The organism is Rhodanobacter sp. B04 (genome assembly GCF_002001125.1).
In the GTDB taxonomy this organism is placed as follows: Bacteria; Pseudomonadota; Gammaproteobacteria; order Xanthomonadales; family Rhodanobacteraceae; genus Rhodanobacter.
Window position 1 is genome coordinate 237,445 of the sequence record NZ_MUNV01000008.1, and the last position, 18,898, is coordinate 256,342.

At 64.7% G+C, this 18,898-nt stretch carries 19 protein-coding genes and 1 pseudogene; 6 read left to right on the plus strand and 14 right to left on the minus strand.

The window, feature by feature from the left end:
- The 6 genes from B0E46_RS07740 to B0E46_RS07765 form a co-directional block, all read right to left on the minus strand.
- Positions 1-951 (minus strand): fatty acid desaturase, encoded by a 951-nt coding sequence (locus tag B0E46_RS07740; RefSeq protein WP_139350461.1) that lies wholly within the window; start codon positions 949-951, stop codon positions 1-3.
- Positions 952-1,182: 231 nt separating this feature from the next.
- The gene (locus tag B0E46_RS07745) at positions 1,183-1,572 is read right to left on the minus strand and encodes an MAPEG family protein (protein WP_077555188.1); all 390 of its coding nucleotides are present in this window, start codon (positions 1,570-1,572) and stop codon (positions 1,183-1,185) included.
- Between the two features lie 178 nt (positions 1,573-1,750).
- Positions 1,751-2,476: a GTP cyclohydrolase I gene (gene folE, locus B0E46_RS07750; protein WP_077555189.1), complete on the minus strand. Its 726-nt coding sequence runs from the start codon at positions 2,474-2,476 to the stop codon at positions 1,751-1,753.
- 131 nt (positions 2,477-2,607) lie between these two features.
- Complete coding sequence (locus B0E46_RS07755; protein ID WP_077555190.1) at positions 2,608-4,137, minus strand: cryptochrome/photolyase family protein; 1,530 nt, start codon at positions 4,135-4,137, stop codon at positions 2,608-2,610.
- Between the two features lie 14 nt (positions 4,138-4,151).
- Positions 4,152-4,910, minus strand: a complete 759-nt coding sequence (locus B0E46_RS07760) for a hypothetical protein (RefSeq protein ID WP_077555191.1) — start codon at positions 4,908-4,910, stop codon at positions 4,152-4,154.
- The gene (locus B0E46_RS07765) at positions 4,907-5,485 is read right to left on the minus strand and encodes a lipocalin family protein (protein WP_077555235.1); all 579 of its coding nucleotides are present in this window, start codon (positions 5,483-5,485) and stop codon (positions 4,907-4,909) included. The genes B0E46_RS07760 and B0E46_RS07765 overlap by 4 nt, the downstream gene beginning before the upstream one ends.
- A gap of 389 nt (positions 5,486-5,874) precedes the next feature.
- Between B0E46_RS07765 and B0E46_RS07770 the strand changes: the two genes are divergently transcribed.
- From B0E46_RS07770 to B0E46_RS07790, 5 genes are all read left to right on the plus strand, one after another.
- On the plus strand, positions 5,875-6,411 hold the full coding sequence (locus tag B0E46_RS07770) for a lipocalin family protein (RefSeq protein WP_077555192.1): 537 nt from the start codon (positions 5,875-5,877) through the stop codon (positions 6,409-6,411).
- Positions 6,412-6,536: 125 nt separating this feature from the next.
- Positions 6,537-7,610, plus strand: a complete 1,074-nt coding sequence (locus tag B0E46_RS07775) for an alkane 1-monooxygenase (RefSeq protein ID WP_077555193.1) — start codon at positions 6,537-6,539, stop codon at positions 7,608-7,610.
- A 527-nt stretch (positions 7,611-8,137) separates the two neighbouring features.
- Positions 8,138-8,863, plus strand: coding sequence for an SDR family oxidoreductase (locus B0E46_RS07780; RefSeq protein ID WP_077555194.1), 726 nt, complete (start codon positions 8,138-8,140; stop codon positions 8,861-8,863).
- Between the two features lie 20 nt (positions 8,864-8,883).
- On the plus strand, positions 8,884-9,027 hold the full coding sequence (locus tag B0E46_RS07785; RefSeq protein ID WP_217316332.1) for a DUF2256 domain-containing protein: 144 nt from the start codon (positions 8,884-8,886) through the stop codon (positions 9,025-9,027).
- Positions 9,024-9,692, plus strand: coding sequence for an oxidoreductase (locus tag B0E46_RS07790; RefSeq protein WP_139350462.1), 669 nt, complete (start codon positions 9,024-9,026; stop codon positions 9,690-9,692). The genes B0E46_RS07785 and B0E46_RS07790 overlap by 4 nt, the downstream gene beginning before the upstream one ends.
- Positions 9,693-9,760: 68 nt before the next feature.
- Here B0E46_RS07790 and B0E46_RS17275 read toward each other — a convergent pair.
- The 7 genes and pseudogenes from B0E46_RS17275 to B0E46_RS07825 form a co-directional block, all read right to left on the minus strand.
- Positions 9,761-9,919: pseudogene (locus B0E46_RS17275) on the minus strand (deoxyribodipyrimidine photo-lyase); the annotation flags it as partial.
- Positions 9,920-10,031: 112 nt separating this feature from the next.
- Positions 10,032-10,694, minus strand: a complete 663-nt coding sequence (locus B0E46_RS07800; RefSeq protein ID WP_077555198.1) for a ChrR family anti-sigma-E factor — start codon at positions 10,692-10,694, stop codon at positions 10,032-10,034.
- The gene (locus B0E46_RS07805) at positions 10,691-11,269 is read right to left on the minus strand and encodes a sigma-70 family RNA polymerase sigma factor (protein ID WP_254425084.1); all 579 of its coding nucleotides are present in this window, start codon (positions 11,267-11,269) and stop codon (positions 10,691-10,693) included. The genes B0E46_RS07800 and B0E46_RS07805 overlap by 4 nt, the downstream gene beginning before the upstream one ends.
- A 254-nt stretch (positions 11,270-11,523) precedes the next feature.
- Positions 11,524-12,321: an anti-sigma factor gene (locus B0E46_RS07810; protein WP_077555199.1), complete on the minus strand. Its 798-nt coding sequence runs from the start codon at positions 12,319-12,321 to the stop codon at positions 11,524-11,526.
- The gene (locus B0E46_RS07815) at positions 12,318-12,878 is read right to left on the minus strand and encodes a sigma-70 family RNA polymerase sigma factor (protein ID WP_077555200.1); all 561 of its coding nucleotides are present in this window, start codon (positions 12,876-12,878) and stop codon (positions 12,318-12,320) included. Before B0E46_RS07815 ends, B0E46_RS07810 begins: the two co-directional genes overlap by 4 nt.
- Before the next feature lie 165 nt (positions 12,879-13,043).
- Positions 13,044-14,210, minus strand: a complete 1,167-nt coding sequence (locus B0E46_RS07820; RefSeq protein ID WP_077555201.1) for an efflux RND transporter periplasmic adaptor subunit — start codon at positions 14,208-14,210, stop codon at positions 13,044-13,046.
- A 9-nt stretch (positions 14,211-14,219) separates the two neighbouring features.
- Complete coding sequence (locus B0E46_RS07825) at positions 14,220-17,423, minus strand: efflux RND transporter permease subunit (RefSeq protein ID WP_077555202.1); 3,204 nt, start codon at positions 17,421-17,423, stop codon at positions 14,220-14,222.
- Between the two features lie 237 nt (positions 17,424-17,660).
- Here B0E46_RS07825 and B0E46_RS17280 point away from each other — a divergent pair, with 237 nt between their 5' ends.
- The gene (locus B0E46_RS17280) at positions 17,661-17,996 is read left to right on the plus strand and encodes a cytochrome c-type biogenesis protein CcmH (RefSeq protein WP_139350463.1); all 336 of its coding nucleotides are present in this window, start codon (positions 17,661-17,663) and stop codon (positions 17,994-17,996) included.
- Positions 17,997-18,015: 19 nt separating this feature from the next.
- Here the strand turns inward: B0E46_RS17280 and B0E46_RS17285 are convergent, their stop codons facing one another.
- Entirely contained in the window at positions 18,016-18,345 is a 330-nt protein-coding gene (locus tag B0E46_RS17285; protein ID WP_139350464.1) for a hypothetical protein, read from the minus strand.
- Positions 18,346-18,898: the final 553 nt, after the last annotated feature.

Genomic DNA, 18,898 nt, shown 5'->3' on the forward strand with positions numbered 1-18,898 from the left:
TCAGCTCCTCGCCTTGGTCAGCACCCAGGCAGGCACCGGCTTCAACCCGCGCACCAGCCCCAGCACCGACATCAATTTCAACCCGTACCAGGTCAGGTCGACCTCCCACCAGCGGAAACCCTGCCGGCTCGAACCGGGGAAGAAATGATGATTGTTGTGCCAGCCTTCGCCGAAAGTGAGCAGCGCCAGCCAGACGTTGTTGCGGCTGTCGTCCCTGGTGTCGAAGCGGCGCTTGCCGAAGCGGTGCGCCAGCGAGTTGATCGTGACCGTGGCGTGGAACAGCACGGTAGTCGAGACGAAGAAACCCCAGATCAACATCTGCCCGCCGCCGGTACCGAGCTGCGGCGCGACGTGATGCAGCAGCACGCCGAGCGCATACAGGCCCACGGCCAGCACGACCGGGATGGCGATGTCATAGCGGTCCAGCCAGCGCAGCTCCGGATATTTCGCCAGGTCCGGCACGCGCGACAGGTCGGTGCGGAAGTTGCGCGGGGTCAGGAACCAGCCGACATGGCTCCACAGGAAGCCCCACACGCCCGGCGAATGGGGGTCGCGCGTGGTGTCGGCGTGCCGATGATGGTTGCGGTGATGGGCTGCCCACCAGAGCGGTCCGCGCTGTACGCAGGAGGCACCGATCAGTGCGAACAAAAACTGCACGCTGCGCGAGGTCTGGAACGTGCGATGCGAGAAATAGCGATGGTAGAAGCCGGTCAGGGCGAACATCCTCACCGCATACAATGCTGCCGCCACGATCACCGCGATCGGCGAGACGCCGACCCAGATCACCCCGAGGCAGGCCAGGTGCATCGCCATGAACGGCGCCGCGCGCAACCAGTCGATGCGATCAGCTCGTGGATCATCCTCGGACAGCGTGGCGCCGTCAGTGTCGAACCACTGGCGCAGTCGGTGTATCGACTGCACGAGACTGGCGGATTTGCGGGGCATGTCCATCGTGGTTTTCCGGAGGGTCCGTCAACAGATACGGGCTGCGGCAGCGAATGGATGCAGCAACCATGAAGCCGGTCGCGAACCTGCGTTGCCCCGTGACGAAGTCGTCCCCGATGCAGGGGGCGCTGCCGGCACTCGGGCGGTCGTGCCTCGAAACCCACCGCGTCTTGCGCCCGACGCGACATGCTGCCCCGATATCTCTCCTGACCGAACGCGATGCTGCCGTCGCCAGCGTCAGAGCAACGCTTCAATCAGTTGCAGGATGCCCCATAACGACGCTGCCCATGCCAGGGTACGCAGGTAGGGGATGCCGACGAGGTAAATGGGCAGATACGCGACACGCGCCCAGAAGTAGACCTGCGCACCCAATACCGACGAGGCTGCCGACTTGTGCGCCAGCACCACCGTCAGCGCGGCGGCGGCAAAAAACGCGAAGGTCTCCAGAAAATTCCGGTTTGCGCGTTCGGCGCGCGCGGCCATCCCGGTCAGCGGTTTGCTGATGCCGTCTCGATTGCCGACATTCCACTTCAGGCCGCGCTGCGATGTTCCCATCGCGGCGGCGACCAGCACATGTACCAGACCCAGCACAATCGACCAGCTGAGCCACATCAGTTCCGATGGCATGGTCGCGCTCCCGTGGAATCCAAATGGCATCTTGCGTCACGCGATGCCGTCCAGGTTCGGCCTGCGCTAACAGCTGCGGCTGCGCCTGCTGCGGGCCGACGCTGGCCGCGTGCAGAGGGAGTGCGGGCATGCGAGCAAGAGCTGCCTGCAGCGGGGGAGGCAGGGGCAGTCCGGATCGTCATTCTGTTCGCTGCCGCAACAGGCTGAGAAACTCCCGGCGGAGCGCTGGATCATCGAGAAAGGCGCCACGCATCACGCTGCTGGTCATGCGCGAACCGTCGTCCTTCACGCCGCGCCAATGCATGCAGAAGTGGTCGGCCTCCATTACCACGGCAATGCCATTGGGCTGCAGGCGCTGTTCGAGCAGGGTGGCGATCTGGCTGACTGCTTCCTCCTGGATCTGCGGGCGGCTCATCACCCAGTCGATCAGCCGCGCGTATTTGGACAGGCCGATCAGGTTGGAGCGCGCATGCGGCAGCACGCCCACCCAGACGCGTCCCATGATCGGGCACAGGTGATGGGAGCAGGCGCTGCGAATGCGCAGCGGGCCCACCACGATCAGCTCGTTGAGTTGCTCGACATTGGGAAATTCGGTGACGGAGGGGGCCGGCTGATAGCGCCCGGCAAACACTTCGCGCACGAACATCTTGGCCAGCCGGCGTGCCGTGTCGCGCGTGTTGTGGTCGCGCTCCACGTCGATCACCAGCGACTGCAGCAGGGCCTGCGCCTTGCCGGCGACCTCGTGCTCGAGCTCCTCCAGCTCGCCCGGTTGCAAGTGGTCGACGATGTTGTCATTGGCGTGGAAACGGACGCCGGCGGCGCGGAGTCGTTCGGCGATGCGTTGCGATGGCTGGCTCTGGGCGGGACGCTGGATCTGGAGCATCTCTCGCAGCGGTGGTGACATGGCATGACTCTCGCGGTAGGCAGGCTTGGCATTCGATGGGTAATGCTCCCTGGCGTTGCCAGCCGTAGCACGCGAGAGAACGCCTTGATACGAATCGCGGCCGATTTTGGATGCCGCCGTTGCCTCCGTGGTCAGAGGGTTTCCAGGTTTTGCCGCAACGCCTGCGCCCGCTCGCGCAGGGCCGACCGCTCGGCGGCAGGCATGCGCTCGAGCAGCCGGTACGGCATCGCCAGCCGCGGATTGCCGCCGAGCAGCCTTTGCTCGCGCGCGAGGAAATCCCAGTACAGCGCGTTGAACGGGCAGGCCCGCTCGCCGTGGCGCTGGTTGTGCCGGTAGCGGCAGCCCGTGCAGTAATCGCCCATCCGGTGGATGTAGGCCGCAGCGGAGACATAAGGCTTGGTGGCCAGCAGGCCGCCATCGGCGAACTGGCTCATGCCCAGCGTATTGGGCAGTTCCACCCACTCGAAGGCGTCGATGTAGATGCCCAGGTACCAGCGGTGCAGCGCCTGCGGATCGAGCCCCGCCAGCAGGGCGAAATTGCCGATCAGCATCAGCCGCTGGATGTGGTGCGCATGGGCCTGCTCCAGCGACTTGCTGATCGCCTGGTGCAGGCAGTTCATCGACGTGGTGCCGGTCCAGAACCAGGTGGGCAAGGCGCGCCCATGGCCGAAATGGTTGCTCCCGGCGTAGCCCGGCATGCGCGCCCAGTACACGCCTCGCACATACTCGCGCCAGCCCAGGATCTGCCGGATGAAGCCTTCCACGGCGGCCAGCGGCGCAGCGCCTGCCTGCCAGCACGCCTGGGCGCGGTCGATCACCTCGCGTGGCGAGAGCAGCTTGACGTTGAGCGCGAAGGACAGCAGCGAGTGGAACAGGCGCGAGGCGTCGGCACTCATCGCGTCTTGGTAGTCGCCGAAATGCGGCAGCGCATGCTGCACGAACGCATCGAGCTGCTGCAGCGCCTCGTCGCGGTTCAGTGGCCAGCGCAAGTCGTGGGCATGCGGCGCGCCGAAACTGCGCACGCCGGCCGCGGTGATGACTGCCCACAGCTCGCGGTGGTCGTGGGTTTTGCGCACATCTGGCGGCTCGGCGGGGCGGCCCGGCCAGCGCTTGCGGTTTTCGGTATCGAAATTCCAGCGTCCTCCCGCGGGGCGCCCGGATGCCTCCATCAGCACGTCGTACGCGCCGCGCAGGTGCCGGTAGAACGGCTCCATCGTCCAGCGCGAACGTGTCGCGAAGAAGCTCGCGGCCTCGTCGCGGCGGGTCAGGAAATGCTCGCTGTCCACCATGCATGACGGCCGGCCGAGGCCCTGCGCGTAGTCGGCAAGTTGCCGGTCCAGCCGCCACTCGTCCGGCGCCTGATACTCGAAGGTCTTGATCCGATGTTGCCCGAGCAGGCGGTCGAGGTTGGCCGTCAGCGACGGCAGGTTGTCCGGATCGTCGATCGCCAGGTAGTGCACCCGATGTCCACGCGCGGCGAGTTGCCGCGCGAAATCGCGCATCGCGGCGAAGATCGCCAGAATCTTTTGCGCGTGATGCAGGACGTAATCGGTTTCCTGGCGCACCTCCATCAGCACGTAGAGCACGTCGGGATCGACGCTCGCGAACCACGAGTGCCGGATGTTCAGCTGGTCGCCCAGCAACAGCCGCAAACGGCTCATCGTCTGCGTCCGCCTCAGTATCCGCTGCGCTTCGCCGGCGCAGCTCGGCGCAACAGGTGCCACAGCGAGACAACCAGCGTCGTGGCGGCAAGCCCCAGCGCGGCGTCGGCCGCGATGGCCGCGCCGTCGAGGTTCGATGCATGTTGCGCGACGTACACGCCGACCAGGCCCCACAGCACCGCCAGCGCGTACCAGGGATTGCCGCGCAGGCGAGCGATCGCGGTGAGCACGAGCAAGGCGGTCAGCACGAGCAGCGCCAGCGTCCACGGCAGCATGTGGCTGACCGACAGCAGCCGGAAGGCCACGATCACCTGCGCCAGATTGAGGAAAACCGCCAGCGATACCCAGCCCGCGTGCAGCGACAGCGGCAGCCATTGCCACCAGCGGCCACGCGGGTGGCTGGCGGTATGCGAGACCTGCCAGGCCGCGCCGAGCAGGCAGGCCAGGCTGAGCCAGATGATCGCCAGCGCCAGCCAGAACCACTGCAGCGAAAACACGATCATCCACAGCGAGGTCAACGCAAAGCCCGTCGCCGTCAGTGGCCGGATGCGCCGCAACACCCGATCGGCGGTGCGGTCCAGGTACTGCCGGGTGCCGTAGACCACGTCCAGCACGAAGATCGGGCCCCAGATCGCGAATGCATAGCCGGCCGCCACGATCAGCGTCGGGTACTGGTCCGAGATCGCGCCATTGGTCGGGCCAAACACGCCGGCATTGGAGAGCCATGCGACCACGGGCATGGCCCAGGCCAACAGCAGGACGAGGTATTTCATGGGCAGGCTCCCTCGAAAGTCTGGTTGTCCGCGACGTGTTCGGGCCAGCGCTGCGGGACTTTCTCGATTCTTGCGGGGTCATAGCCCATGGCCTTGGCGCGTGCCAGCATCCCTAGGTAATCGGCGTCGGACACCTGCGGCGAGCGCGCCATGTACCAGAGATAATCGCGGGCGTCGCGCACCACCATGACCTGGCTGTAATCCGGGCTCAGCCAGCCAACCAGGTATTGCAGGCGCAGCAGCCAGTACAGGTGCACGCTCCATTGCGCCTGGCCGCTGCCGGGAATGATCGACGCGGTGGAACGGATCAGTCTGACTGGCGCATCGAAGCTGCCGGGTCGCAGCCGGAACCAGGTGCATACCGTGCCGTCGGCTTGCAGCCGGTAGGTTTCGACCGCGTTGTGGCCACCTCGCTCGACCCGGCTGGGAATGGAGGCAATCACGTACCAACGGCCCATGTAGCGCGACAGGTCTACCTGCTTGACCCGCTGGATCGGTGGCTCGGCATGCGCACCAGCGCCGAGGAGCAGGGCGGCCAGCAGCGCGGCGAGGGTGAGTATTCGGGGCAGGATCATGCGTGTGCCTGGTTTGCGATTGCCTTGCATCCGGCCCGGGTCGCTGCGGACAGCGCCCGGCATCTCATGCCCCGCATACGCAATCGCGGGTCGGCTGGATGCAGTCCACGCGGGGCGCGAGTCGGCGCAGGACACGACCGTACGTCGCCAGGCGTACCCGATCAGTCCTCGTCTTGATCCACTACCCGGTGCCTGCGGTGCGATCATCGCCGTTGAAAGGATCGGCATCATGGAAGGAGCGTGTCGTTGCCGGTCGCAGTGCGTTGACATCGCAAGCCGGTTGAATCCGTTGCCGTCATGCGCCCATCCGCAGCCATTCACCGTCGCGCCACCAATGCGCTGGCAAGCTGCAGCGCACTGCGGGGATGTTCCCGCCTCGGGAGAGGCGCATGTTCCACTGGTTGATTGCCGCCACGATGATGGCCGCCGCCGCGCCGATGGCCGGTGCAGCGCTGCCCGATCAACCGGTCGCCATGTTCGACCTATCGCGCTATGTGGGCCAATGGCATGAAATCGGCCATCTGCCGATGTTTTTCCAGCGCAAGTGTGTCGACAGGATCACGGCGACCTATACGCCCAACCCAGACGGCACGATCGCCGTCCGCAATGCATGCCGCGTGAAGGATGGCTCGACGCATGCCTCCAACGGCGTGGCCCGGACAGTCGAAGGGAAGCCGGCGGCCCTGCGGGTGCGTTTCGCGCCGGCATGGCTGGCGTGGCTGCCGATGGCATGGGCGGACTACTGGGGCGTCGATCTGGATGCCGATTATCAGTGGGCGGTGGTTGGCGGCCCCAGCCGCCAGTACATGTGGGTGCTGTCGCGCCGCCCGAGCATGAGTCGCACGCTGTTCGACCAGATCAAGCAGCGTGCCCGGCGACGCGGCTATCCGGTCGACCAGCTCGTGATGGCGGCGCCACTGGACTGATCCGCCAGTCGCGGGCGCAGGCGAGGGCCTGCCGTCCGATCGTGCCCCGGCCCGGCGCGCGCATGCGGCCACCCTGCATGGCAGCCATGGGTGCACGCACGGCATGCTGTGGGTAGACTCGCCGCATGCGCTTGCGTGATGCCGGTTTTGTGTTGGCTTTTTCGACAGCCCTGTTGCCGCTGGGTACGCCGGCGCTGGCGAAACTGGGCTTGCCGCTGAATCTCGCGGCATGGTTTCCGCTGTTTTTCATCTTTGGCATCGTGCCGTGGCTGGATACGCTGTTCGGCCGTGAAACCGCCAACCCCGCGACCCCCGATGAGTGCAGGCAGCGGGAGCAGCAGGCCTGCTTTCGCATGCTGACGCTGCTGGTTCTGCCGCTGTGGCTGGCGACGCTGGCCTGGTGTACATGGCAGTTCATGAAGCTTCCGCTCGGGCCGCCGGGGATGCTCGGCTGGATCCTGTCGACCGGGGTGATCGGCGGCGTGCTGGCGATCAATCCCGCGCACGAACTGGTCCACAAGAACGGGCGGCTGGAACCGCTGTTGGGTGGTGTGCTGCTGACCAGCGTCGGCTACCAGGGTTTCAAGATCGAGCACGTCCGCGGACATCACCTGCACGTGGCGACCCCAGGTGATTCCTCCTCGGCGCGGCTGGGCGAATCGGTCTACGCCTTCGTGCCGCGGGCGCTGTGGCGCAACGTGCGCAATGCGTGGCGGCTGGAAGCGCAACGGCTGCGCGGACGCGGGCAGGCGGCGTGGTCGTGGCGCAACGAGATGGTCGCATGGTATGCGCTGTGGCTGGCGTTCATGGGCTTCTTTGCCGGCCTCGGCGGCGCCCGCGGCCTGCTGTTCTTCCTGGCTCAGGGCGTGGTCGCGGCAGCCACCCTCGAAGTCATTAACTACATCGAACATTACGGACTGGAACGCCAGCTGCTGGCATCGGGCCGCTATGAACGCGTCAGCCACCTGCATTCCTGGAACGCGTCGCAGCGGTACACCAACTGGCTGCTGTTCAACCTGCAGCGGCACTCCGACCACCATGCGCAGGCGCGCCGCCGCTACCAGTCGCTGCTGCATCATCCCGACAGCCCGCAACTACCGGCGGGCTATGCCGGCATGTTCGTGCTGGCCCTGCTGCCACCGCTATGGCGCCACGTGATGGATCCGCTGGCGCGGGCGCAGCGGCGTGCACCGACCTGATGGTGGCCCCGCGTCGGCGTGCCGCAGGCCATCGTGGCGGTCCATCTTTCGGTCGGTGCAGTGCGGGTTCATGGTAGGCCTGCTGCAAGACATCCAGGTCCGCCTGCAGCGAGGCGCGATCGAAGGCGGGGCGCGTCGGCGGAGCCTGTCCGCACCAGCCCACATTCGCGAGCAGAAGCAGGCCGAGCAAGCCACCCGTGCGGCCGCGCATGGGGCGCTTCCGCTCAGGGCCAGGACTCGCGGCGGAGAGGATACGGGCCAGGCTCATGTCTTCGCCCGCACGAAGCGGCCCCTCACCCGCAGCCATACACCCGGCGGATCGCTGTGTCGGCCCGGGTGCAGCCAGGAGGCAGGCTGTGGCGGGAGGGCAAAGGATGCGCATGGGGGCATGCATCGCGGACCTAAAAGATTTTTATGCAAGCACGCCGCATCCGGATGCATCGCCGGAACCGGAACGCCGTGCATCCATTCGCGCGCAGGCCGCGTACGTGGAATCACATTGCATGCAAGCTGAGGTTGTTCGTCACATGGCCGGAAAATTCCTGATCTACGGTGCGACCGGGGGCGTGGGCGCCTGCCTGTCGCGGCAGCTAGCTGCGGCGGGCCACCCGCTGCATCTGGTTGCACGGGATGCCGGACGCCTGCAGGCGCTTGCGCTCGAGCTGGACGCCACCTGGACCGCCGCCGATGTGCTGGAGCCCGATGCGTTTGCACGGGTGATGGCCGAGACCGGACCGGAGCTGTGCGGCCTGGTGTATGCGGTGGGCAGCATCAACCTGAAGCCGCTGGCGCGGCTCACGCCTGCCGACCTGGACCGGGACTTCCGGCTGAATGCCGCCGGCGCGGCACTGGCCGTGCAGGCCGCCATGCCGGCCTTGCGCGCCGGCCCGGAGCGGGCCGCGGTCGTGCTGTTTTCCTCGGTGGCGGCTTCGCTGGGCTTTGCGCTGCACGCATCCGTCGGCATGGCCAAGGCGGCCGTGGAAGGGCTCACCCGCGCGCTGGCCGCGGAGTTGGCGCCGTCGATCCGGGTCAATGCCATCGCCTTGTCGCTGACCGACACGCCACTGGCCCGGGGCATCACCGCCAACCCGCGCCTGCGCGAGTCGGTGGCGGCGATGCACCCGCTCGGGCGGCTGGGCAAACCCGACGATGCCGCGCAGCTGGCTGCGTTCCTGTTGTCCGCACATGCCGACTGGATCACCGGCCAGGTGTTCGGCGCGGACGGCGGGCGCAGCACGCTGGCATCCAGGTAACGGTCTCCGGCATGGCACGCATGCGCAAGAAAGCCGATCTGCCGCAAAAAACCTGTGCGACCTGCGGGCGTGCGTTCCAGTGGCGGCGCAAATGGGCCGCGCACTGGGAGGAGGTCCGCCATTTTTCGCGGGCCTGCCGGGGACGCCGGGGAGCGCTGCCATGATGGGCAAACGCATCCTGCTGGTGGGCGCCACCGGCCTGGTCGGCCAGGGCGTACTGGAGGTGGTGCGCCGCGCGCCCGAGGTGACGCAGCTGACCGCGCTGGTGCGTCGCCCGCTCGCGGTGGCGGACAACAAGATGCGCGTCCTGCAGGTGACGGACTTCTCTGCGGCGTCACTTGCCGGCCTCGACCTGCGCGGACTCGACGCCTGTCTTTACTGTGCCGGCCCGCTGCCGCTGGGCATGTCCGAAGCGGCGTACCGCGAAGCTACCGTCGGCGTGCTGGCCCGCGTGGCGAAAGCCTACGCGGCATCCAATCCGGCGGGCTACCTCGCCTACGTGTCAGGGCTCGGTGCGGACCCGCACAGCCGGCTGATGCCGACAAGGGTGAAGGGTGAAGCCGAACAGGCATTGCGGCAGACCGGCATCGCCCACACCAGCCTGCGCCCCGGCGTGGTGCGCCCCGTGCTGGGCGAGCAGTCGCCGCATGCGTGGCGCCGCTGGGCCTATTGGCTGGGTACGCCGATGCTGGCGCTGGCGGCAGTGGCATTGCCGTCGGTCTTCACCACCACGCAGGCCATCGGCGGCTGCATGCTGCGCCTGTGCCTGGCCAGCGGACCGCGCCCGGAAGTACTTGAAAATGCCCGTATCGCAGCAGCTGATGCATGAGGGCACCGCGGCATGCATCGACATCTCGCACCAGGGCCGCAGCGCGCAGTTCAACAGCTCAAGGTCGCTCGCCAGCGCGACTGAATCTCGCCGAAGTGCAGATGCGGCGACAGCCGCGCGGTGCCATGGCGCGAGGGCAGGTCGCGCGTGTGTGCATAGTCGCCGATGGCATCGTCGCCGAAGATATCCAGCAGCTCCCGCGCACCGGCTTCGTCCGGCTGCCAGTGGGCAGCCGCACATGCCGCGCTCCACGCGGGATTGTCGGCCGGGCGCAAGTCGCGCCGGAACAGCACCAGCGCCGTGTTCATCGGCTCGCGCTGCGTCGAAAAAGCACCGAGTTCAGAATCCGAACAGCGGTTGCAGCGTGCGGGCGACCCAACCGGAGAACTTGAGCGGCGCATCGGTGGCTGCCACGCAGATGCATGGCACCCCCGGCGAGGTCACCGGCTGGTGCTGGATCTCGCCATCCAGATCGGCCACGTCGCCGGGACCGAAGTGGCCGAGCATGTCGTCGTAGGCGCCGTCGAGGATCATGGTCAGTTCGCTGCCGCCGTGACTGTGCAGCGGCAGCTTGCTGCCCGGCGCGATGCGCAGCAGCATCAGGTCGCCGCCATTGATGCCGGTGGCGCGGATCCGCTGCACGCCGGGCGCCACACGGCGCCAGCGCAGTGCGCGCATGGAGTTGCCGAACCATGGGTGCAGCGCACTGGGCAGTCGATCAGGATCGTGCTCTTCCACGATGTCCGCCGGCGGCGCCACCTGCTCGATCGCCGGTTCGGCATCCAGCAACGCCAGCATGGCGGCGCGCGCATCGTCCGCCGGCGCGTCGACGCGCTGCTGCTGCACCAGCACGCCACCGATCCGGTCGGCGTCGAGCAGGCGCATGCGGCAAGTCGCGCAGCGTTCCAGATGCGTGGAGGCGACCACCGCCAGCGCCGCCGGCAGCGCGCCGGAGGAATAGCTGAGCAAGGTGGCGTCGTCCAGATGATGGTTCGGTTTCATCGCGGGGCCCTCATGCTGCCCTGCAGTTTCGCAAACGCGCGCCGCAGCGAGGATTTGACCGAACCCAGCGGCATGTCGAGTTCACGGGAAATCTCGCCGTGACTCTTGCTTTCGAGATAACACATGCGGACCAGCTTGGCCTGCACGGGCGGAAGGCGATCGATTGCCTGCTTCAGGATGTCCTGGTCGAAAAATGACTCGGGCTGGGAGTCGAGCCGTCCGGATTCGACGTGATCGAGCCGGTCCAGGCCTTCCTGGATCGGCAACCAGTGCGGCTCGCGCCGCACGTGGTCGATGTACAGGTTGCGCGCCACCCGATAAAGCCAAGTATCCAGGCTGGCCCGTGCCGGATCGAACATGGCAGCCTTGCGCCACAAAGTCAGCAGCGCGTCCTGCACCAACTCGTCGGCCACCGGACCGGACACGCCCAGATTACGCAGATAGCGCTGCAGGCGCGGCGCGAAATGATCATAGATGCGCATGAAGCTGGTGCGGTCGCGTTGGGTCGATACCGCAGACATCTGCGCCGACCAGTAACGCGCATCGGGAGCCGTGGTGTTGATGGCATGATTCACGGATCGTTTTGCCCCGAAAGGCAATACCTCGGCGCCAGCGTTGTTGTGCTTCATCATACGCAACTTCCCGTTCGTGACGCCCAAGCGAAAGCCCGCCTGCCGGCATGGCTCTACCTTGGCTTCATACGACGAACGGTGGGTTTCGGATTCATCCGGCGCGCAGCATGGTGCGCCTATTCGCTGCCCGGCGCGCCGCCATGGCGCTGCGGGCGCGGATTGCGCCGGCCCATGCCAAGGCCTTGCTCATGAAAGTATCAGGCCTGGCTCGACCGACCCCGGGCTTGATCCGCCCGCCCATCTCCGGTCATGGCAACCTTGCTGCCGCCATCCGGCGCAACGCTGATCGCGCCCTTGGCGACGACCGCGCCAGTGGGTTGGCCGGTCGGTGAACCGCCAAGCGGCTCCACGGAAACTGCGAGCGCTGCGGTCGGTCCAAGTCGTGCCAGCAGAGCTGGGTCAAGAGCCAGCGTAGTGGGCTTGTCGCGCGCGATCATGCCGACGGATATCGGCTTCCCGCCAGCCGGAATCAGCCATAGTTCGGGTGCGCGTCCCTGGGCAAAGGCCACCGGCGTCGCCGGCACCACGACCATCCGCGCGTGCTGCAGATCCATGGTGGCAGTCCAGCCGGTGGAGCCATTGTCCTGCTGGATTGTCGAAGCCATGTAACCTGCGTTGACGACAATCGCAGTGGGCGCCAGACGGGGCAGGGACACCACCACCGCCAGGGTGGCGGCCACCACGCTGGCGCCGATGCCGAGCCAGTGCCACAGCTGCAGGTTGTCCCACAGCCCCTTGCGTGGCTGGACCCTGGCCGGCGCATCGAGCTGCAGCGCATCGTGGATCCGTGCCCATACATACGGGGCAGGGGTGACCTCGTCGATAGTGTCAGCGAGCGGCATCAGGCGGCGCTGCCACAGGGCAACAGCTGTGGCGGCCTCGCCCGTGGTCTCGATTTCATGGGCCACCGCAGCGCGTGCGTCGGCATCCAGCACGCCCAGCACGTACTCGGCGTAGCGCAGATTGTTGTTGCCGTCGTCGGCTGGTGTGTTCATTGGTCGAGGCACGTGCGAAGTTGCATCAGGCTGCGACGGATCCAGCTTTTCATGGTTCCGAGCGGCACCCTGCAGCGTGTCGCCAATTCGTTATACGTAGCGCCGGTGAAAAAGGCTTCACGCACCGAGCTTCGCTGTTGCGGCTCCAGTTCATCGAGACAACGCTCAAGGCGGCGGTATTCCTGGCTGGTTTCGGCATCGGCCGCCGGTGTGGGCTGTTCGTCGACGGTTTCTTCCAGCCTGGATGGCTCGTCCAGCAGTTCCTCGCGATGCTGGCGCAGGCGATCGATCGCCTTGTTGCGCGAAAGCGTAACCAGCCAGGTGATCGCACTGGCCTTGGCTGCATCGAAGCCCGCGGCACGGCGCCATACCGTGGTGTAGGTCTCCTGCAACACTTCCTCGGCCTCGCCTCGGTCGCGCAACATGCGCAGGCACACCCCAAACAGCTTGGACGAGGTGCGCTTGTAGAGTTCGGCAAAGGCTTTCTGGTCGTTGCGACCCGTCTGTATCAACAGCCTGTTCAGCTCGTCACGTTCGGCGGGGCTGGTGACACTCATGGGCAAACCATCCTGTAGTCGCGCAGTAACAGGCCTCGTCGATACGACCTGCCGACCTTTCTAGCATGAACGCGAAGTGGCGGACGTGACAAGCCTGTTCCCCTGATGGGGCTTTCATGGAGGCTGAACCAACTCCCGCCTGAAGCTGCGGATGGAACGAGAGGCTCACTGGGCGTGCGTGGCGACGTTCACTTGCTCGCCTTCATACAGCGAATCGGCCGGATTGAGGATGATGCGCATGTTCGCATCGAGACCTCCGGTCACCTCGACGGTGTTGCCGAAATCGCGGCCCAGCGTGACCGGCTGCAGGTGAACGCGCCGGCGTGCATCGACCAGCGCGATGCGCAGCCCTTCGCTGCGGAACAGCAGGGTATTGGCCGGCACGACGAAGTTGTGCGTGGCGGTCGAAAGCGCCAGCTTGACGTTGGCATACACGCCAGGGACCAGCGCCTGGCCCGCGTTGTCCACGTCGATCTCGGTGCGCAAGGTACGCGTACTCGAGTCCAGCGCATCCGCGGTACGGGCAATCGTGCCGGTGAATGGCTGGGTGCCGTAGCTGCTCAAGGTCACCGTGACCGGCGTGCCGATGCGCACGCTGTTCGCGTAGCTTTCCGGTACATCGATGAACACGCGCAATTTGGTCGTGTCGGCGATCACGAAAAGATCGCTGCCCGTCGAGCCGGCGTCGACCAGCGCACCAACATCCAGATTGCGCTGGGTAATGACCCCGGCGAAGGGCGCGCTGATGTATTTGAACTCCTCCATGTTCCGGAGCTTGGCCACGTTCGCGCGGTCCGCCTCCACCGTCGCGATGTCGGCGTTCAGCTGGGCGACGTACTGGTCGCCTGTCTGCAAGGCGACCAGCCCTTGCTTGACCAGCGCCTCGTAGCGATCGGCGGTGACCTTGGCCAGCTTCTCGTTCGCCTGGTCGGTACGCATTTGCGCCTGGCCTTGCAGGAGCTCGTTGTCGACATCAGGCGTGTCGAGGTCGGCAAGGCGCTGCCCCTGCTTCACCCGCGAACCGATATCCACGTACCACTTCTTCACGTAGCCCGTCGTGCGCGCATAGATCTGCGCGTCCTGCCAGGATTTGACCGTGCCTGGCAGCGTCAAATCCTGATTCTCGGGCGCAGCTTGCGGCGTCAGCGTTGCCACGGTCGGGATGGCACTCCGATCGGTATCCAAACTCAGCACATGGCGCGCATGCATGCGCGCGATCATGCCGAATGCGGCGAGCACGATCAGCACGATGCCGAGCACGATGAGCACGAGTCGCGCGCGATGCGATGTCCTGGGAGCACGCTGCGGAGAGGAAACGTTGGGAGTGGGCATGATCGGATCTCAGGCGACGGCGGCGTTGAGGCGCGCCTGGCGACGCCGGTGCAACAGGCTGAAGAACGTGGGTACGAAGAACAACGTGGCCGCGGTCGCCAGCACCAGGCCGCCGATCACGGCACGCCCCAGCGGCGCATTCTGCTCACCGCCTTCACCCAGTCCCAGCGCCATCGGCACCATGCCGATGATCATCGCGAATGCGGTCATCAGCACCGGGCGGAAACGTGCGAAACCGGCCTCGATGGCAGCCTTGACCGGATCGCCATGCCGGTCGAGCTGCTCGCGCGCGAAACTGATCACCAGGATCGAGTTGGCGGTGGCGACGCCCATGCACATGATCGCACCCATCAGCGCCGGAACCGACAGCGGCGTGCCGGTCAGGAACAGCATCCAGACCAGCCCGGCCAGCGCTGCCGGCAGGGCTGCGATGATGATCAACGGATCCACCCAGCTCTGGAAATTGACCACGATCAGCAGGTAGACCAGCACGATCGCGAATGCAAGGCCGCCGATCAGGCCACGATACGACGCAGCCATGGTCTGCACCTGGCCGCGTATGTCGATGTCGACGCCACGCGGCAGGTGCTTCGAATAACCGTCGACGATACGCTGCACATCGGTCGCCACGCTGCCCAGGTCGGTGCGATCGACCGCAGCAAACAGATCCATGGTGGGCCGCGTGCTGTAGTGGGTCACGATGGCAGGACCCGTACTGCGCGAGAACGTGGCGACATCTTCCAGTATCTGGCTCGGCATGCCACTCGTGCCGGCTCCGCCATTGGTACTTGTCGCGGCGGCCGCGGCAGTGCCTTCGCTGGTGATCGGCAGCGTCTTCAATGCCTGCAAGGTATCGAGTCGATACTGCGGCGCCTGCGTGGCAATCGTGTAGCTGATGCCGGATTTCGGATCGACCCAGAAGGTCGGGCTGACCTGCGAGGAGCCAGCCAGTGCGGTCAGCAGGTTGCCGGCCACATCCTGTTGCGTAAGGCCGACCAGGTTGGCACGCGTACGATCGACGTTGACGTCGATCTGCGGCAGGTTCAACGCCTGTTGCAGACGCAGGTCCACCAGGCCGGGCACGTGCAACAGCTGGCGATGCAGTTCATTGGCGACCTTGGCGGTGGTTTCCGCATCGCGCCCGCTGACCTGTACGTCGATCGGCGCCGGTGAACCGAAATTGAGAATCTGACTGACGATGTCCGCTGGCAGGAACGAGAAGACCACGCCGGGATACCGTTGCGTCAGGCGCTGTCGCAAGCTGCGCACATAATCGATGGTCGGGTGGTGATCGTCGCCTAGGCTGACGAAGATGTCGCCATCGGATGTGCCGACCACACCGGTATTGCTGTAGGACAGGTTGATGCCGCTGTAGGGCAGGCCAAGCGTGTCGACGATGCTGACCAGTTCGCTCCTGGGAATGGTCTGCCGGATCACGCTCTCGATGCCGTCGGCCAGGCGCGCGGTCTCCTCGATGCGCAGGCCGGTTTCGGCGCGGAAATGCAGCTTGATCTGGCCCCCGTCGACATACGGGAAGAAATCGCGTCCCAGCCAAGGCACCAGCAAGGCCACCGAGAGCGCACAGCTGCTGAAGAACAGGATGGCGAACAGTCCCCGGTGTTCTTCGGCGGTTTCCAGTGCGCCGCGATAACTGTCGCGTATCCTCTCGAAGCGTCGTTCGAAGCCCAGCTGAAAGCGTGCGAGGGGGCCTTTGCTTGCTTGCTCCCCATGCATATGCTTTCTCAACCAGTACAGCGACAGTGTCGGCACCAGTGTCCGCGACAGCACGTACGACGCCAGCATCGCGAACACCACTGCCTCCGCCAGTGGCGCAAACAGGTACTTGGCCACGCCGCCCAGGAAAAAGATCGGCACGAACACGATGCAGATCGACAAGGTGGAAACCAGGGCCGGTACCGCGATCTGATGCGCGCCTTGCATGATCGCGTCGTAGACCTCCTTGCCCTGTTCCAGATGCGAATTGATGTTCTCGATGGTCACCGTGGCATCGTCGACCAGGATGCCGACAGCCAGTGCAAGACCGCCCAAGGTCATGATGTTGATGGTTTCGCCCAACGCCGACAGCGCAATGATCGAGGCCAGGATCGACAGCGGTATCGAGATCGCGATGATCAGCGTGGAACGCCACGAGCCCAGGAACAGCAGGATCATCAACCCGGTGAGCGCCGCCGCGATCACGCCTTCGCGAATCACTCCCGAGATCGCGGCACGCACAAATAGCGACTGGTCTGACAACGCCTGGATCTTCAGGTTCTGCGGTATCGCCTCGCGGATTTTCGGCAGCATCCCACGCAGGCTGTCCACGATATCCAGCGTGGAGGCATTGCCGATCTTCAGGATCGACATCAGCACCGCGCGCTGACCATCCACGCGCACGATATTGGTCTGCGGCGGCGAGCCGTCGTGCACATGCGCCACATCGCGGATGTAGGTCGTGATGCCGTTGACGGTACGGATCGGTGCGTTGTTGAGGTCGCTGATCTGCCGCGGGCTGCCGTTCAACCTGACGCTGTACTCGATATCACCGATCTTTTCGGTGCCTGCAGGCAGGATCAGGTTCTGCGCGCCAATCGCCGTGACCACGTCGTTGGGTGACAGACCATGCGCCAGCAGTGCCTGCGGATTCAGATCGACCTCGATCTGGCGCTGCTTGCCGCCGTACGGGTAGGGCGTGGCAGCACCGCGCACGGCGGTGACGAAGGTGCGCACGATCTGGTTGGCGTCGTCGAAGATGGTCGCTTCGGACAAATCCTTCGACGACAGCGCAAACTGCAGGATCGGCACGCTGGACGCGTTGTAGACGATCACCAGCGGCGGCGTCACGCCCGGCGGCATCGAATGCAGCACCGTCTGCGAAATCGAGGTGATCTGCGCGACCGCCATGTCGATGTTGACGTTCGGCTGGAAGAACACCTTGACCAGGCCGACGCCGTTCAGCGACTGCGTCTCGGTATGCTCGACATCGTTGACCGTGGTGGTGATCGCGCGCTCGAAACCGGTGACGATGCGGTTGTTCATGTCCTCGGCAGGCAGGCCGTTGTATTGCCACACCACCGAGACGACCGGGATATTGATGTTCGGAAAAATGTCGGTAGGCGTATGCAGAATCGCGAGCGGGCCGAGTATCAGCAACAGCAAGGCCAGAACGATGAACGTAAGCGGGCGTTCCAGCGCGATTCTGACGATCCACATAACCGTTTATTTCCATCAGCCACGTCGGGTGCAGGCAGATCCGTTCGGCAACCACAGGCCATGGTTGATAACGGCTAAAGTCAGTCCAACGCACGACGCCGGGGATCAGATGACAAGTTACTGCCTAGTTTTGATTTTGCATACGACAATGCTGGCGGATAGTAATTCTGGCAACCCTTATGTCGTAACGCTTTGCGGCAGCATGTCGTCGGAAGATGGTGCGAGCAGGGGCAGGGAATGAAGGGAATCAATGCTTTTCTGTGGCTCGGCACGCCGGTGCTTTTCTTGTTGGTCGGAGCGCTGGTTTGGATCGCGCATCAGGCGAATGACCCGGTTTCACCTCGGCCTGTCATCTATACCGGCTCTCATCGGTCTTCGCTTTCTTACCGGCTACCCGGTGATGTGTATTACCGGTATGGCCAGCCTCTTCCAACTGGCTACAAGTGTTCCGGCGCCGACGGCGTGCTTTATCGCACGTCGGATCAGGGCGGCTCAACTGTGATCGTGCCTTTGGTTGTGGGCGGCGTGCATGTGCGTTGTAGTGGTGACGCTCAATCGAGCCACCGCTTTTAGATCCCGATTTGTCGATCTTTCAACGCACCAGACGCAGCGGTATGCGTTGCGCTGGCAATCTGACTTCTCGGAGTTCTTCGCGGTCTAGTTCGTCACAGAACGCCACAAAGCGTTGCCAGTTCTGAGGCGACAATGCGCCGCCGCCTCGTTTCATCCCTGGTGCATAGAGAAACCTGCCGCGCATTCGCCAACCTGACCACGCGCCGCCGAAGTTGTAGCAGCAGGCAAGGTCGTTTTGAATGCGTTGCGCGATTTCGATGAGTGGGATGACGTGCCCGCTGGGAATGCGGATTTCTTGACGGGCATCGTCGTATGTCCAGCCGATCAGGCGTGTGCGGGTGCGGCTCATATGTGCAGTCCTTTGCAGAAAGCGCGCAACCAAGCGACGGGTACGTCAAATTGCAAGAATTTCCGCAATCTTTTATTTGACATAATATACATTATGCGAAATTCTTGATTGTAGTTATCCTTGCCCTCGCGGCATGTGCCGACTTCTCAAGGCACGTTTATCCGCTTCTGGTCTTGTTCTCGGCAGAGAAACCTCTACGTCCACGGCAGAAATCCTCCGCAAATGGCGCTGATAAAGTTCTACAGCTGGGAATGTAAACAGCCAAACCTGCGCAGCGAGAAATGCTGGGCAGATAAAGCTATGCATCGAAGTAGGCGACAATTCTCACTTCGGCGATGCAGATCGTTGCTGAAACTCATTGGATCGCTTTCTTTGCTCGATGCCTCGGTTTGGCCTTCGCGGTCGCCGCCGGTTTGCTGGCCGCACTGTTGATTTCCGCCGAAAACTGAGCCGGGTTTTTCATCGAAAAGTGAGCCACCCGTTCGTGCTGCAGGTTAGCTCAGATCGGGGTTGAGATCGGGGTCTTGGTCTCCTTCTTGATGTCAGTGCCATG

Coding starts and splice junctions, on each gene's coding strand:
- B0E46_RS07740 (WP_139350461.1), bottom strand. CDS start 951: ATGGACATGCCCCGCAAATCCGCCAGTCTCGTGCAGTCGATACACCGA.
- B0E46_RS07745 (WP_077555188.1), bottom strand. CDS start 1,572: ATGCCATCGGAACTGATGTGGCTCAGCTGGTCGATTGTGCTGGGTCTG.
- folE (WP_077555189.1), bottom strand. CDS start 2,476: ATGTCACCACCGCTGCGAGAGATGCTCCAGATCCAGCGTCCCGCCCAG.
- B0E46_RS07755 (WP_077555190.1), bottom strand. CDS start 4,137: ATGAGCCGTTTGCGGCTGTTGCTGGGCGACCAGCTGAACATCCGGCAC.
- B0E46_RS07760 (WP_077555191.1), bottom strand. CDS start 4,910: ATGAAATACCTCGTCCTGCTGTTGGCCTGGGCCATGCCCGTGGTCGCA.
- B0E46_RS07765 (WP_077555235.1), bottom strand. CDS start 5,485: ATGATCCTGCCCCGAATACTCACCCTCGCCGCGCTGCTGGCCGCCCTG.
- B0E46_RS07770 (WP_077555192.1), top strand. CDS start 5,875: ATGTTCCACTGGTTGATTGCCGCCACGATGATGGCCGCCGCCGCGCCG.
- B0E46_RS07775 (WP_077555193.1), top strand. CDS start 6,537: ATGCGCTTGCGTGATGCCGGTTTTGTGTTGGCTTTTTCGACAGCCCTG.
- B0E46_RS07780 (WP_077555194.1), top strand. CDS start 8,138: ATGGCCGGAAAATTCCTGATCTACGGTGCGACCGGGGGCGTGGGCGCC.
- B0E46_RS07785 (WP_217316332.1), top strand. CDS start 8,884: ATGCGCAAGAAAGCCGATCTGCCGCAAAAAACCTGTGCGACCTGCGGG.
- B0E46_RS07790 (WP_139350462.1), top strand. CDS start 9,024: ATGATGGGCAAACGCATCCTGCTGGTGGGCGCCACCGGCCTGGTCGGC.
- B0E46_RS07800 (WP_077555198.1), bottom strand. CDS start 10,694: ATGAAACCGAACCATCATCTGGACGACGCCACCTTGCTCAGCTATTCC.
- B0E46_RS07810 (WP_077555199.1), bottom strand. CDS start 12,321: ATGAACACACCAGCCGACGACGGCAACAACAATCTGCGCTACGCCGAG.
- B0E46_RS07815 (WP_077555200.1), bottom strand. CDS start 12,878: ATGAGTGTCACCAGCCCCGCCGAACGTGACGAGCTGAACAGGCTGTTG.
- B0E46_RS07820 (WP_077555201.1), bottom strand. CDS start 14,210: ATGCCCACTCCCAACGTTTCCTCTCCGCAGCGTGCTCCCAGGACATCG.
- B0E46_RS07825 (WP_077555202.1), bottom strand. CDS start 17,423: ATGTGGATCGTCAGAATCGCGCTGGAACGCCCGCTTACGTTCATCGTT.
- B0E46_RS17280 (WP_139350463.1), top strand. CDS start 17,661: ATGAAGGGAATCAATGCTTTTCTGTGGCTCGGCACGCCGGTGCTTTTC.
- B0E46_RS17285 (WP_139350464.1), bottom strand. CDS start 18,345: ATGAGCCGCACCCGCACACGCCTGATCGGCTGGACATACGACGATGCC.